The sequence below is a fragment of the Bacillus pseudomycoides DSM 12442 genome (assembly GCF_000161455.1).
Classification (GTDB): domain Bacteria; phylum Bacillota; class Bacilli; order Bacillales; family Bacillaceae_G; genus Bacillus_A; species Bacillus_A pseudomycoides.
This window is the reverse complement of sequence record NZ_CM000745.1, coordinates 5,598,645-5,611,860: the sequence shown is the minus strand read 5'-3', so window position 1 is coordinate 5,611,860 and position 13,216 is coordinate 5,598,645. Positions and strand designations below refer to the sequence as shown.

Genomic DNA, 13,216 nt, shown 5'->3' with positions numbered 1-13,216 from the left:
TCGGTGGATCTACCGGTGACTTCGGCTTATCTGGATCTGTTGGTGCCACATCTACAATGCTAGCTAAAGACAAGTCTGTATTTTGATCACCAAATGCAAATTGGTCACCTTTTACTGTCACTTGCGGATTTCCATCTGTAATAGCTGCAACCACATTGTCCTTCGCTGTATCATGAATCGTTTTATCTGAAGTTTCGTTGTCAAATAGAGCTAGAACACGAGAAGTTGTTTCATCTCCATTTTGAAGATTGCTTGCAATTGTCTTATCCTTATAATTCACTTTGTTTTTATCAATGTCTAGGACGTATGCAACATCTTTATCCTGACTTTGTATCGCATTTTCTGTCATTGTTTCAAAGTCTTTTTTATTTATATCTTCTTTCTTTTCTTCTGGTTTATTTTTATCAACTTTTTTGGTTATAGCTGGCTTACTTTTTGCTGTTTCCTTACTTCCAAGCCAACTACAACCAGCACTACCTAATAACAATGAACCACCTACAGCTACAATTCCCATCTGTCTAAAAAATTTCTGATAATTTAATGGCATAGCGTTTCTTCCCCCTTTAGATCTCGCTTAATTCCTTATCAATTTTTTCGATTTTCGCTTTCTTTTCTTCTTCGCTAAGAGTGGATTGCCCCACATCCTTTTTTTGTAACTCTTTTACCTCTTTCATAAGAGTTTTATTTCCTTGTGTTTTTGCAAAGGCAAAGCAATCATCAAATTTTTTCTGATTCACATAAGCTTCAGCTACAAGCTTTTCACGTCTACCATCCATATTGACCTTTGCTTTTAATCGGATCACATCCTTATATTTCTTATTGAGTGCCGCCTTTTCAAAATCAATCACATCATTTTTAATATCAATTTCATTTATTTTTTTCGTATTGTCGATTCCGATATAGTAAGCTACAACACTCTCAGCAAAATTCGCTTCATACTGTATGGCCTTATTTGCCTTTCCACTTAATAGGTAAGAAAATAACACTGCCTTTTGACTTTCCTTATCTAGTCCTTTATAATCCAGTTTTTCAAACTCTTGAATTGCCTTTGGATATTGCTGAATAGAAGCTTGTTGAAGCCCTTTTACTAAATGTGTATCCGGCTGATTGGTTCTTGCCTCAACTGAATTTGTTGGGACAGTATACAAGGAAAAAACACTTACAGCTCCTACTACAATCCCTCCAACTGCTCCTCCAATAATTTGAAACAGATGTTTTTTGTTCTTGTTTCCTTTTTCTAAAGGAAGCTCTTCATTAGCATGTTGTTTCCCTCTAGCTCCGTTGTTTTCTTCTGGTTCTTTTACCTCTTCAGGTGGAGCAATTTCCTTTAAAAACTCTTCAATCTCTTGTCCCATCAGTTCTAACAGTTCTTCTTTTTGTTCCTCTTGCTCTTCATCCATTTCCATGGCAGACAATTTATTCTCTACATGTTCATACAAATGAGAAGCATAACCAGAACCTAAGGACAATGTCCCTGCATACATTTCATCACTGTTTTGATCTAATATGTGGAAATCTACATGGATGATATTTTCTTGTTCCTGTAACGCTTGTTCAAGTTGGTACGTAATCTTACAAGCATCCTGTAACGACATCTTTTGAAAACTTTTAATCTCTGGTATTGCACTTTTGGTAAACATGACTTCTAACATAAGTTGTGTCCTCCTCCCCTTTCTAATGCTTTAACTGGCATGTAAGGCATATAAAAAGAAGCTATACAATTGCATAGCTTCTTTACCAAAACGTATTTTGTTGTATACTCACATCCAAAAGAACAAAATAGATCCAAATTTGATATTGCTATTAATACCTTCTGCTAATCCCTTTGCACCCATTACAACGATTAATCCTCCAGCCGCTCCCAGAAACCACCCTTTACTCTGGTGTCTTCCTCTTTCCCCACCCCAGATAAGGTAGTAACCACCAATACAAAATGCGATTGCCGCACTAATGAGTCCTAGACGTTGTGCCCAGGTTAAAATTGCTTCACCTGTGCTAATCAAACTAGACATGCCGTCTCCGGCACCTAAAATCATATGATTTAATTTAAACATAACCTACACTCTCCTTATATTTGTGTTATACAACTTCGCTTGACTGCGAAAATTCCGCCGGACGTTCAGGTGCTCTACCGGAACCTTTTTCTTCTCCTACAAATAGAGTGAGTGCTTCTAAGATTAATTCTTGATTTCCTTCAATGAACTGTTGATGTTGTGCATGTAACCAATTTTGATAACTTTCCCCTTTGACTTTCAGCAATTTTTCTACTAAATCTCTTGATTTTTTTAAATCTCGCTGTGTAACAGTTGGATTAGACAATTTATTACACCGCCTCTCTATTCACTTATTTATCGATATACATTTCCTTCATATTACGTACAAACACATCTAATTCTTTTTCTAACTCAGATGGTTTGTATTTATCTAGTGCGATTTGTTTTTTCAGCTTTCCTTTTTCATAATAAGCTAATGTTTCTCCAGTTTGTTTTAGACCATAATCTGATTGACTTTTCTTACCATCATAATTAGGGTGATTACTATCTAATTCCTTACCATTTACATCATTATTCTTTAATGCTCTTTGAACTTGATTCATATAGTCCACTCGATCCTCTTTACGGAAAGAATACATGACAAATCCCGTTCCATCCTGTGACATGAATTTTTTCATTTCTTGAGGGCTTAATTCTTCAAGTTCTCCTTTCTTGCTATTTGAGAATACCAGTGTGGAACCAATCCCTAAGATTGCAACCAATGCAACAATAACGGCAATGATTTTTGATTTTCGAGTCATAATTTGACCTCCCTATTCGTATTAAACAAGCGATTTTGGAGTCTACTGAGAGTTCAGATCGTTTCTCCACATCTGGTTATTATTATAGCAAGAATATTGGGAAAATAATGATTAATTACCATTTATGGCTGATATGGTAAACCCTATATTGGCATGCATAGGAGAGTCCCTCCCGACCTGACCTCCATAAGCCCAATACTGCACAACGTTTTGGCATGTACGTAGAACCTTGTGTATCTACTGTTTTTTGTGTTCATCGCTTCTTCAGAATGTCACACTGGGATATTCCTCACGATTACTAACTCCTACAGATGATAGATACACCGTATTTTTCCCGTGGTCACAGGTGTGTTTTACGTACGCACACACCGAACAATGAATCAATCGTATACCCAACCCTTCTAGTGACCATTTCGAAAGAGGGCACGCATGTGGAATTTTCAAAGGACAGTTGTGCTTCAATAAGGAAAAACTTTCGTTTTGACCGTCTATAAAAATAGTTACGAAATTATTTGTTTTTCCAACATCAGATAAAGCTGTATATCTCAGCACACTCCAAAACCGCTTGTTTGTTCTCGAAAATCATCTTATTTCCGTCGTTGGCACACGGTTGTCAATTCATCCTTCTGGTTTCTTCTCTTGGCAATTATCTTTTGTTTTTCATCCATGACTGAACGGACACGGTAATAGATCTCTGCAACCCTCTCAATATTTCCTGTTGTGTTTTCTACTGCTACCGCTCCTTTTAACTGATACACTTTGCCATCGAATGTTTTGACACTTTGTGCACATGACGACGATATATCATAGAATGCAAGTCTTTGCTCTTTTCCCATGTGTATCGCCTCCTTCTAAAAGGGAAGGACTTGAAATCCCCCCTCTCATCTTATATAGTTTCCTAGTCATCTATATATCATGAATGACTGTAGTATCCCGAAAACCTTATGCGATTCGGTTTAATTCTCTTATCTGAAGTAAAAAAGATTATTTTTGAAAGGTAAGACTATGCTAGGACTGTTGTCTGACACGATGTAGCAATTCGTTTTGCCCCATGTTTTCCGTATATACGCTGTAAAACGGAATGAGATTCTACTACGATGGAAGTTCGAATATTATAGGTAGCACTTTCTTTTAAAAACTGCTCTATATGAGGGATAGGATAAAGATCAAATTGATAGAAAACGAGATGAATCGGTCGAATTTTCTTCTTTTCAGTTAGAAAGTGGAGAAAATGAGATAATGCCTCACCTCTATCTTCATACGTACTAGTAACTGTATCTATACTGACATACATAATCACTTTTTGATTATTTTCATAATCTAAGAACACTGTATCACTTAACAAATTGTGCTTTACAATGTGATATCCTTGCGCTAGCTTCTGTTGATGTGTATCTTCATAAACTTGATCCGTTGGATCGAAAATAAAGATAAACTTTTGTTTGGCTTTTCTGACACCCCCAATCACTGTCCTATAAGCTTCTTGAGAAGCTTTTGTCACATCCACACCCTTTTCTCCTCGATCAAAAATTCCAACCGCCTGTAGAAGCCCCGAGCACTTTTGAATCACTCCTAGCATGCCTGTTTCTCCTTTCTTATTTCATTCTTTTAAACTCTTTACTCAATATTGAAACCAAAAATACTCTTTTTCTTCTCCATGCTTTTCACGTTGATGTTTTTCAAGAATGTATAACAGTGTAATAATTGTCGCATCCCTTGTCTCTTTTGAATATAAACCTAGTTCGTAAAATATTGGATACGCTGGATGCTCATTTTCTAGCGACCTTACTACTTCTACCAAGTTTGCTTCACTTTCATATATTTTTCTCGTAAACTCAATTACTTTTTTTACATCTAGGTAATACAAGTTTTTATGTTTTTGATCTAAATACAAAATACTACCTGCCAACAACTTTGTAGCGGATTCAATCCAAAAATCATATCGTTCTTTTGGTTTGATCACCGTTTGTGCGATTGAAATTGCTTGCATGAGATCTTCGGAAAGCCAATCACCCTTGCAATGCATCTTTTCGTTTCCCAGTTTCCCTCCAGTCCATGCATTTGAACGACTCCTAACCATTGGCTCCTTCAAAACACATGACTGTTTGGTTGTACCGATGTAGACTCCTGACATCTCATTTCATCCCCCTTCGGTTTCTTACACCTTGCTCCCTATCCAAAACACAATTGCCCAAATGGGAAGTGCAAGTATACATGCATTCCAACAGCCAACAAAAAAACCAAGCGGATTTTCATCTATTTCACTGAAATGAGCTTGGGTTTTCGTCATATTTTCTTGTCTCATCTTGCAATTCTTCCTTTCTTATTTTGAACTATTGCGCTTTTTTACGATTCCTTACTGCAAATACAGCTCCGATTGCACCAAGTGCGATACATGCAATCCCAATCCACTTTATGTATGGATTTTCAGCTTTACCGCCTGTTGTTGGAAGTCGTGTTTCTGATTTCTCTGGTGTTTTGTCTAGTTGTGGTTTTTTAACAATTTGTTGTGGTGTCTCTGGTTGTGGAGTAACAGGCTTTTCTGTTACTTTTGGTTGTTCTGGTGTCTCTGGTTGGTCCGGTTGATGTGGTGTCTCTGGTGTTGGTAGTGTCGGCTGTTTCTGATCCTTCACCGTGTGTTTAATAATTTCACCATCTTCTTTAATTTTAAAAGAGAAGGTTTCTTCGTTAATCAGAAATCCTTCTGGCGCAAGGGTTTCCCGGTATGTGTACTCCCCGGCTGGAAGCTTCTCAAATGTCGCAATTCCCTTTTCATTTGTCTTACCTTTCACGACTTCCGTTCCTTGCTTATCGTAGATTGCGAACTCTGCGCCTGGAAGTTTATTATTCCCATCTGCCACGTCCACCTTCGTAATGATAAGAGTACCTTTAATTGGTTTATTTTTAGCCGTTAATGTGATAGTTTTGCTATTCTCTGAAATATTGAAAGGGATTGGGTCTTTTGATAGAACATATCCTTTTGGCGCTTGCTTTTCTACAAACTGATAAGATCCAAACGGTAAATTGTTTACTTGGATCATTCCATTTTTATCTGTTTTATGTTCGCTGATTTTCTTACCTTTACTATCCTGAAGGATGAAAGTTGCTCCTTCTAGCTTCTTATCAGGATTCTCTTCATCTACCTTAAGAAGTTGCACATTTCCTTTTACTTCTTTGTTTTCCACTGTAAATTTGAGTAGTTCCCCTTGTTCTTTAATTTTGAATGGATATTTCGTTTTATTAAGAAGGTATCCCTCTACACCTTTCGTCTCAACAAAATAGTACTGCCCATATGGAAGATCCTTTACTTGAGCAATCCCTTGCTCATTTGTAATGGTCTTAGTAATTTCTTTTCCATCCGCTGTATATACAGTGAACTCTACTTTTGGAAGAGTTTTTCCGCTGTCACTTAGCTTTGTAATCTCGATGTTTCCTTTCACTTTAGCGTTCGCTACAGTGATTGTTGCAACTTCACCAGTCTTCACTTCAAGTATTTGAGGTTTGTCGTTTAATACATAGCCAGTAGGAGCTTTTACTTCTTTTAAAGCATACTTCCCAGCTTCTAAACCAGAAAGGCTCGCTGTCCCCTCCTCATTGGTAGTAATCTTGCCTACTTTTTCGTTTGCATGGTTGAATACTTCAAATACAGCACCTTGTAACACTTCTTTTTGCTCTCCTATTTTTACAACCTTTAATCCACCAAGGGATTTCCAGTGTACCTGTAGATCTGTGCTTACTTTTTCCTCAGTTCTTTCTAATAAAACCGTAGCATCCTGTATTTTGTCATTTCCCTTATAGGCTACTGCATGTAACTTAGAAAGGTTAGAAGATACTTTTAAGGAAAAAGTACCACTTGGAGAGGATTTCGGTACAAGGATACGGAATTGTTCTCCTAGGTTGAACTGTTGTTTCTCTTCTCCGTTTGTTGAAACAACTTTTGTTCCATTTGGTGCATTTGATAGTTGGACTGTAAATACACCGTTCTTTGCATTACTTTCTACTTGATACAATGTCGTCTCAAAGTACTCATTGTTTAATTTCGCTTCTTGATTGTCTGTTGGTGTTACATTCATGTACAGTTCTTGTGTTTCCTGACTCGCATCTGCCCCAGCAATAATTGCTTTTACAGCTTTGGCAACATTCGCATTCTTATGTTGAACTTCATTAATGTCAATTTGCCCTAATGCCGCCCAGACAGAGATCTGTGTTGCATAGTGCGCCTCTTTCCAGTTTGAAACACCCAGTTCTTCCGGACTCTTTTGTGGGTATCCATTTAGAAGTACCCGGTACACAATATTATCTGTGCGCCCCATCTCTGGAAGGTCATTGCCATTTGGACTGAGTTTTCCATACGTTAAGCAATACGCAATTTGACCATTTGTATTCTTCAGTAATTCTGTCCGTAGTTCTTTCCCGTACATGGGGCTATAACTCCATTTTATTTCATATCTCTCACGATTGATGACTTCAGCACTTGCTTTGGTCAGTGGAAATACAAAATTCAGAACAACTAGAAGCATACTCATAGCAATGAGTAACATTTGATACGATCGTTTCAACATGACTAACAGCTCCCTCATATATGCAGTTTTCAAAGATCAAAATTGTATTTGAATTGCTAGAGTTTTTCACTATAATTAATCTTATATAGTCATTTATATTTTCATTAAAACAATATAACTATTATTGAGTTATTTACGAACTCTGTAATACGTTGGTACAAAAAAATATTCAATAGGTTTGTTAAAAAAATAAGCAATTTTTTCCGCTCGTTCTGCATTAAGTCCTGCCTTGCCTTTCTCTATAGAGTGAAGTACTTGAGGACTAATATTTAAAACCTGAGACAGGGACTCTAAAGAATAATTCTGAGCCAATCTCTCACATGATAAAGTCATTACCTAACCTCCTTTCGGTTATCCTTACAAATATAATATATCACTTTTGAAGTTAAATCAACTATTTTTTAGTGCTTTTTTGAGTTTTTTTATCTATATGATCACTTTAAAAGTTAAATAACCTTCTTCGGAGCTATAACAGATGTAGTCTTTGCAAATAAATGTACAACAGATCTTAAATTTAAGAGGGAGGAACAATATAAGAATGAGTATTTTTGGTGCACGTGTGAAAACACTAAGATTAGAGGCTGGTTGGAGTATGAAACAATTGGGAGAAGAAATAGGACAGGTCACCGGAACAAGTTTTGCTCAAACTACGGTCAGCAACTGGGAAAATAAAGGTGCTGAACCCCCATATAGCGTATTAATAGTTATAGCAAACCTCTTCAGAGTAAGTACTGATTATCTGGTCGGCAACACTCAGGATATTCAAGATAATATATTTGTAGTAGAAGAAAACAAAAAATATAAGGATATCAATATAGAAGAAAAAGAGGATAATGAAAGCCCAGAACTACCTTTTATAACAACTGATCTTTATAAAGATCTACTTACATTACCAGTAAACAAAAAAGAACAATTAGAAAAGCAACTTCATGAGTACACAGAATTTATTAGTTATAAATATAATAAGTTACAAGAAGAGTATGATAATTTTAGAAAATACATTCAATACGAAATTAAAGCCACTAGTTCAGATAGCTAGTGGCTTTTTTTATTTACATTTACTAATTCTAACATTAACGATTGATATCTCATAATTATAGTTATACAATAGAACATATAAAAAGATATAACCTTATTAAAGTTAAAAATATTAAATGAAAATAAAAAATAAACCCTACCACACCTCGTTTTTAATTAGTATCTCAGTTTGGCCGCTGAACTAATTAAAAACCCGATTTGAGTAGGGGGTTTATCTTTTATAATTTCTACATATTTATTATAGCATGTGAAAATTATAATGTGAATAAAAACCTCCTATTTTTGTGTGTATTTGTGGTGGGAAAAATAGGAGGTTTTTTTGTGTTACTTCAAAATTTTTTGCTTAGTAAAGCAAAGACCGATTTAAGTCGCCGCATCAAGCACTTATCTAAAACACCAGGAACTATTAATCAAGCAATTAAACAAGTTACTACTTATATTGATAATATAGTCTTAGATTGTGAGGGTGATACTACAAAAGATTATCTTACACCACGAAAATATGAAGCTTTAGAAACAGTTTTATCATATTTGGTACAAGAAGGATATTCCCAAGTAAAGCAAGATCAGATTAGCAAAAAATCTGGCATTTCAAAACCAATTATTAATTACGTGTTTAATTGGTTGCAAGATTTGGGAGTGTGCCAACAGATTAAAGTACGAAGACATGGTAAAATTGCCCCTTCGATTTACATTTTAACCCTACATAACAATTACTTGAAAATTATAGAATACTTCAAGGTGAAATGGGATTTAGCAATTGATGTATGCTCTACTTTCACTGAAATTTTAAAGAAGAAACTGTTTAAGAACGCCAGTGTACCTGACCATGAAGAAAAAAATGTTTCATCCAATGGTGTAGATATTTTAAGTTCTGAAAAAATAACAAAAACGAATACTTATGCACGAAATATTACTGATAGATCGCAAGATTTAGATGAGTATTTAAGTGAAGATCAGAGAAAAGCATACCAATATATTATGAGTCAACCCATCACATACTTAACAGAAAAAGATGCGTATACAATTGCTTTAAGAATGCCACGAAATATAGACACCTATCAGCGATGGGATTTCGAAAAATGTGTTGAATGGTTTGAATATAATCAAGCCGAAATAAGTAATCCCGCTCATTTTATGAAGATGTATACTGAAAAAATTAAAAAAAGAAACGAACGTAACGCAAACGTTGAATGTGAAGAAAAATATGAAAGTAACTTTACTTTTCATAATTGGGTTGATGATCCAAAATTTGATCCTATCCTGCGAAAATTGAATACAAATTAACGCTAATTTGCAAACAAAAAACATCTATATTACAGCCTTGCTTAAAAAATCATATACAGGCAAGGCTATTTGTCATGTCTTAATTTAAACTCTTCTTAAAATAATATTTTTCTACATAAAATCCTTCAAAAATCTTCTCATCCTCACAGCTTTTTTATTTTTTTCTTATCTATTTATCTATAAAATTTGCACTCTATATAAACTGAAGATTCTACTATTTATATTCAGTTTAACTTTGGATTTTACTAAGAAGAAATCTTTAAATGCTTGTCAGAGTAAGAGGCACGGCTCAAAAATGAATCCTAATGTATTTAATGATTTTAATTCTTAAAAACAAGAATTAATAAATAAGATGACCTTAAATTCGATTTGAATTTTAAAAAGGAATGCCGTCTCATTTTAGGGAGAACCTACATGCCTTGTCTAATACGTATATAAGAACTTGAACTAGTCATAATGATTCCCTAAATAACTACAATATTAATAGCTACTTTGAAAATTATATATTTTATCCGTATCAATATTTGTAGAAATTAAGTAGCTTTATATTTTATATGGACATTTATAACGAGGCATGGGGAATCTGTTTATTTAAAAAATGAATATAAAGTGTAGGAGTTTTAACAATTAGTGTGGAAGCGTTCTATATAATAATTAAGGAGGTAGAACAGTTGCAAGAACGCTCGTTTTGGACAAAAGAAGTTGCGGAACACTTAAAGATAGGAACCAGTACGCTGAGAAAATGGTGTTTAGCTTTAGAACAAGAAAACTACTTATTTGTTAAAGGTGCAAAAAATAGTCGTGCTTTTGTTCAAAAAGATATTCAAGTACTAGAACAGATGAAAAAGCTGATCCAAGAAGCTGGGATGAGCATTGAAAGTACTGTGAAAGTTGTTTTATCTGTTCCTTTTATTGAAGATAAAGGGAATAATGTTTCAGAAGAAAACAATAGAACGCCTGGCGTTCTACCTGAGAACACAATAACTGTTAATAAAGAGTTTATGGAACAATTACTTCAAGAACAAATATTACTGAAAGAGAAAATCCAACAGCTCGAACGCTTAGAATTAATGAATGCCGAACGCTTAGAACGCATAGAGAACAGATATGATGAACGTGCTTCGTTACTGTTAACGCATATTAGAGAGATTCAAGAAACCAAACAACTTATTGTAGCATCACAAAATAAAGAAGAAAAAAAATGGTGGAATTTTTGGAAATGAGGCAAATAATTTTGATTTAAAATTAATAACAATAAATTATTAAAATTTGTTTTAAATTAAAAACATCTCAAATACCTCTATATAATCATGATAATAAATCTTTTTAAATAAAAATAAATCATTTTAATTTAAAATCATTTATTATTATTTATTTTTATTGTTTTCTGTGACCGATTATGGTAAAATGTAATTAAGATAAGTTAAAATCATTAAAAATAAATTCTTTTCAATAAGAAAGGGGTAATATAAATGAAATTAAATTATTTTGTAGAAGATGATAATGGGAATTCCGAAAAAAAGATTACGATTAATGGAGAAATGATGAAGTTTCCAAACACGTATAGTTATGTGTATAAAGATCCTGTTCCACAAGATAAAAAAATTGAAGAATTAGTGCATGGCTTAATTCGTAATATGGATGTGACTGTGAATTCTTCAGCACTAAAAGGTCAAGTAGCTCAAAGAATCTTTGTTGGTGAACGTGCGATTCGATCAGGCGCAGATCTTCAAAACCTTAACATTAGATCAAATCGCGGAAAGCATAAACAAGACACTACAATTATGACAACCGTTAGTGCAATTGCTTGTCGTGCAGTTCAAGATATGTTTAATAAAGAGAACTCTTTAGAAGAAGGTACAAATGTAGAAGTGAATGTTTTAATGGTTACAGCTTTACCAGCCAGTGAATGGACGAAAGAAAAAGCAAAACAACTTTCTGACAGATTTACAAATAGTAGTCACCACGTAACTGTTACTGTTGGTGATGTGAGAATTTATGTAACTTTAAAATTTGATAAAGTCATTGTAGTACAAGAAGGAACTGTAGCCCTATTCGCACTAATTGAGGATGGTAAAGGAAACTATAGAGATGATGACTTATTTAATGAATTTAAGGAAATGTATAATTTGAAAAATATAACGGGAGAATACTTCCAAGAAAAACGTCTTCTACATATTGATATTGGAGATGGTACTACAGAATATGTGGTTACAAAAGGTTACGATTATGATAATGATCATTCTTCAGGTGAAAGACATGGTATAGGTCATGCGATTGAGCGTGCTAAGAAAGATTTCGAGGATGAATGGGGTTTCTCTGTAGAAAGACAAGAGTTTGCGGGATACCTAAAAGAAGTACATCCGAAATATTATGATGATGCAAAAAAATTCTTAGCAAGAGCAAAATTTAACTTAGCTGATGAAGTATTAGATACTGCGGAAACTAAATTGCAAGATTTGAAATATGATGTAGATGTTGTTTGTGTTTACGGTGGTGGAAGTATTCAGTTAAAAGAGAATCTTTTTGAAGAACTAAAAGAAATTTGTGATTCCAAAAAGATTAAAATATTATGGATCAACCCTAAAAATGCTACAGAAATGAATGTAAAAGGTATGACAGTATTTAGTTCGATTGCACTTCAAACAGAACAAGTAAATTAGGTGATTATGATGGCGAAACCAAAAGCGATTCAAATTCCTCTGTCAGAAAAAATGCGTCAAAGATGTCCGGAATTATTCGTTTGGATAGATGCTCAGGAAAACCCAAACGAAGCAACAAGAAAGGTTTTAGAACATTTTATCTCATTGTATGGAACAAAAAGCGTTGATAGTGAAGAAGTGAAGCTGGGAATGGCAAAAGACCTTCTTAGTGCAAAAGGGATGCTACAAGGAGATATACCAAGAGGTGTATCTTCCCTAGCGCCTTTAACATACAGAAAACAAGAAGAAGGTAGTTCAATTAAAGAAAACGAAATATCAAATAAAGTCGTTAAAGAAGAAAATAAGACGAATGATGCTATTGAAAAATCGGAAGAAAAGATTGAAGAAGCGACAGTAAATAAACCTATAAAAAGAAATATGGATATAAATAAATGGCTTTAAGGAAAATTTACAATATAGTATTTGTATAAGAAGAAGCAAAAGACAAAATATGCATAAATACAACACGGAGTGCTTACTTTTTAGAGAAGGCACTCTTTTTTATATTTTCATAAAAGAGGTGGGATGATGGAAGCTCCTATAAATAAACAGAAACAGATCCCTAGAATATTAAAATTGGTTTTATGGTTGATAATCCTTTTAAGTTTACTGTTTGTAATTAAATCGTTTATTTTGCAAATCATTGGAATTTTAGTGGTTATGGCTTTTGTTTGCTTAGGTTTTTATTTTCTTGGTCGGTTATTATTTGGAGTACTAGCTTTGGCTCTTGTTATAGGTAGTGTTATATGCGCTGTGGGCTTTTTGGTGTATCTATTTTCTTAGCACAATAACTAAAGAAAAGAGAAGAGGTATCATTTCAGCATCATGATACC

At 34.2% G+C, this 13,216-nt stretch carries 16 protein-coding genes and 1 pseudogene; 6 read left to right on the top strand and 11 right to left on the bottom strand.

Annotation, left to right across the window (positions count from 1 at the left end):
• The 11 genes and pseudogenes from BPMYX0001_RS28380 to BPMYX0001_RS28335 all read right to left on the bottom strand — a co-directional run.
• Positions 1-547, bottom strand: a pseudogene (locus tag BPMYX0001_RS28380) (hypothetical protein); the annotation flags it as partial.
• A gap of 16 nt (positions 548-563) precedes the next feature.
• Entirely contained in the window at positions 564-1,652 is a 1,089-nt protein-coding gene (locus tag BPMYX0001_RS28375; RefSeq protein ID WP_006097595.1) for an LPD25 domain-containing protein, read from the bottom strand.
• Between the two features lie 108 nt (positions 1,653-1,760).
• Positions 1,761-2,054, bottom strand: a complete 294-nt coding sequence (locus tag BPMYX0001_RS28370; RefSeq protein WP_003203352.1) for a hypothetical protein — start codon at positions 2,052-2,054, stop codon at positions 1,761-1,763.
• A gap of 25 nt (positions 2,055-2,079) precedes the next feature.
• A complete protein-coding gene (locus BPMYX0001_RS28365; protein ID WP_006097594.1) occupies positions 2,080-2,319 on the bottom strand; it encodes a hypothetical protein in 240 nt (79 codons plus the stop codon).
• A 25-nt stretch (positions 2,320-2,344) separates the two neighbouring features.
• Complete coding sequence (locus tag BPMYX0001_RS28360; RefSeq protein ID WP_006097593.1) at positions 2,345-2,794, bottom strand: hypothetical protein; 450 nt, start codon at positions 2,792-2,794, stop codon at positions 2,345-2,347.
• A 587-nt stretch (positions 2,795-3,381) separates the two neighbouring features.
• Entirely contained in the window at positions 3,382-3,630 is a 249-nt protein-coding gene (locus BPMYX0001_RS28355) for a hypothetical protein (protein ID WP_006097592.1), read from the bottom strand.
• 167 nt (positions 3,631-3,797) lie between these two features.
• Positions 3,798-4,373, bottom strand: a complete 576-nt coding sequence (locus BPMYX0001_RS28350) for a TraM recognition domain-containing protein (RefSeq protein ID WP_006097591.1) — start codon at positions 4,371-4,373, stop codon at positions 3,798-3,800.
• Positions 4,374-4,415: 42 nt separating this feature from the next.
• A complete protein-coding gene (locus tag BPMYX0001_RS28345; RefSeq protein WP_050774454.1) occupies positions 4,416-4,820 on the bottom strand; it encodes a type IV secretory system conjugative DNA transfer family protein in 405 nt (134 codons plus the stop codon).
• Between the two features lie 132 nt (positions 4,821-4,952).
• Positions 4,953-5,099 (bottom strand): hypothetical protein, encoded by a 147-nt coding sequence (locus BPMYX0001_RS33540; RefSeq protein ID WP_006097589.1) that lies wholly within the window; start codon positions 5,097-5,099, stop codon positions 4,953-4,955.
• 28 nt (positions 5,100-5,127) lie between these two features.
• A complete protein-coding gene (locus BPMYX0001_RS28340) occupies positions 5,128-7,356 on the bottom strand; it encodes a thioester domain-containing protein (protein ID WP_033799536.1) in 2,229 nt (742 codons plus the stop codon).
• A 129-nt stretch (positions 7,357-7,485) separates the two neighbouring features.
• Positions 7,486-7,689, bottom strand: coding sequence for a helix-turn-helix domain-containing protein (locus tag BPMYX0001_RS28335; RefSeq protein WP_033799535.1), 204 nt, complete (start codon positions 7,687-7,689; stop codon positions 7,486-7,488).
• Between the two features lie 205 nt (positions 7,690-7,894).
• Here BPMYX0001_RS28335 and BPMYX0001_RS28330 point away from each other — a divergent pair, with 205 nt between their 5' ends.
• From BPMYX0001_RS28330 to BPMYX0001_RS28305, 6 genes are all read left to right on the top strand, one after another.
• Entirely contained in the window at positions 7,895-8,395 is a 501-nt protein-coding gene (locus tag BPMYX0001_RS28330; protein WP_006097587.1) for a helix-turn-helix domain-containing protein, read from the top strand.
• 320 nt (positions 8,396-8,715) lie between these two features.
• Positions 8,716-9,681 carry a hypothetical protein gene (locus BPMYX0001_RS28325; protein WP_033799534.1) on the top strand — a complete coding sequence of 322 codons (966 nt, stop codon included), beginning with the start codon at positions 8,716-8,718 and terminating at the stop codon, positions 9,679-9,681.
• 671 nt (positions 9,682-10,352) lie between these two features.
• On the top strand, positions 10,353-10,904 hold the full coding sequence (locus BPMYX0001_RS28320; protein WP_033799533.1) for a DUF3967 domain-containing protein: 552 nt from the start codon (positions 10,353-10,355) through the stop codon (positions 10,902-10,904).
• Between the two features lie 249 nt (positions 10,905-11,153).
• Positions 11,154-12,344 (top strand): ParM/StbA family protein, encoded by a 1,191-nt coding sequence (locus tag BPMYX0001_RS28315; RefSeq protein ID WP_006097584.1) that lies wholly within the window; start codon positions 11,154-11,156, stop codon positions 12,342-12,344.
• Positions 12,345-12,353: 9 nt separating this feature from the next.
• Entirely contained in the window at positions 12,354-12,785 is a 432-nt protein-coding gene (locus tag BPMYX0001_RS28310) for a hypothetical protein (protein WP_244268571.1), read from the top strand.
• A gap of 126 nt (positions 12,786-12,911) precedes the next feature.
• Positions 12,912-13,166, top strand: a complete 255-nt coding sequence (locus BPMYX0001_RS28305; protein ID WP_033799531.1) for a hypothetical protein — start codon at positions 12,912-12,914, stop codon at positions 13,164-13,166.
• Positions 13,167-13,216 lie beyond the last annotated feature (50 nt).

What these genes read in the sequence shown, in the direction of transcription:
- BPMYX0001_RS28375 (WP_006097595.1), bottom strand. Translation starts at nt 1,652, where the DNA reads ATGTTAGAAGTCATGTTTACCAAAAGTGCAATACCAGAGATTAAAAGT.
- BPMYX0001_RS28370 (WP_003203352.1), bottom strand. Translation starts at nt 2,054, where the DNA reads ATGTTTAAATTAAATCATATGATTTTAGGTGCCGGAGACGGCATGTCT.
- BPMYX0001_RS28360 (WP_006097593.1), bottom strand. Translation starts at nt 2,794, where the DNA reads ATGACTCGAAAATCAAAAATCATTGCCGTTATTGTTGCATTGGTTGCA.
- BPMYX0001_RS28355 (WP_006097592.1), bottom strand. Translation starts at nt 3,630, where the DNA reads ATGGGAAAAGAGCAAAGACTTGCATTCTATGATATATCGTCGTCATGT.
- BPMYX0001_RS28350 (WP_006097591.1), bottom strand. Translation starts at nt 4,373, where the DNA reads ATGCTAGGAGTGATTCAAAAGTGCTCGGGGCTTCTACAGGCGGTTGGA.
- BPMYX0001_RS28345 (WP_050774454.1), bottom strand. Translation starts at nt 4,820, where the DNA reads ATGCATTGCAAGGGTGATTGGCTTTCCGAAGATCTCATGCAAGCAATT.
- BPMYX0001_RS33540 (WP_006097589.1), bottom strand. Translation starts at nt 5,099, where the DNA reads ATGAGACAAGAAAATATGACGAAAACCCAAGCTCATTTCAGTGAAATA.
- BPMYX0001_RS28340 (WP_033799536.1), bottom strand. Translation starts at nt 7,356, where the DNA reads ATGTTGAAACGATCGTATCAAATGTTACTCATTGCTATGAGTATGCTT.
- BPMYX0001_RS28335 (WP_033799535.1), bottom strand. Translation starts at nt 7,689, where the DNA reads ATGACTTTATCATGTGAGAGATTGGCTCAGAATTATTCTTTAGAGTCC.
- BPMYX0001_RS28330 (WP_006097587.1), top strand. Translation starts at nt 7,895, where the DNA reads ATGAGTATTTTTGGTGCACGTGTGAAAACACTAAGATTAGAGGCTGGT.
- BPMYX0001_RS28315 (WP_006097584.1), top strand. Translation starts at nt 11,154, where the DNA reads ATGAAATTAAATTATTTTGTAGAAGATGATAATGGGAATTCCGAAAAA.
- BPMYX0001_RS28310 (WP_244268571.1), top strand. Translation starts at nt 12,354, where the DNA reads ATGGCGAAACCAAAAGCGATTCAAATTCCTCTGTCAGAAAAAATGCGT.
- BPMYX0001_RS28305 (WP_033799531.1), top strand. Translation starts at nt 12,912, where the DNA reads ATGGAAGCTCCTATAAATAAACAGAAACAGATCCCTAGAATATTAAAA.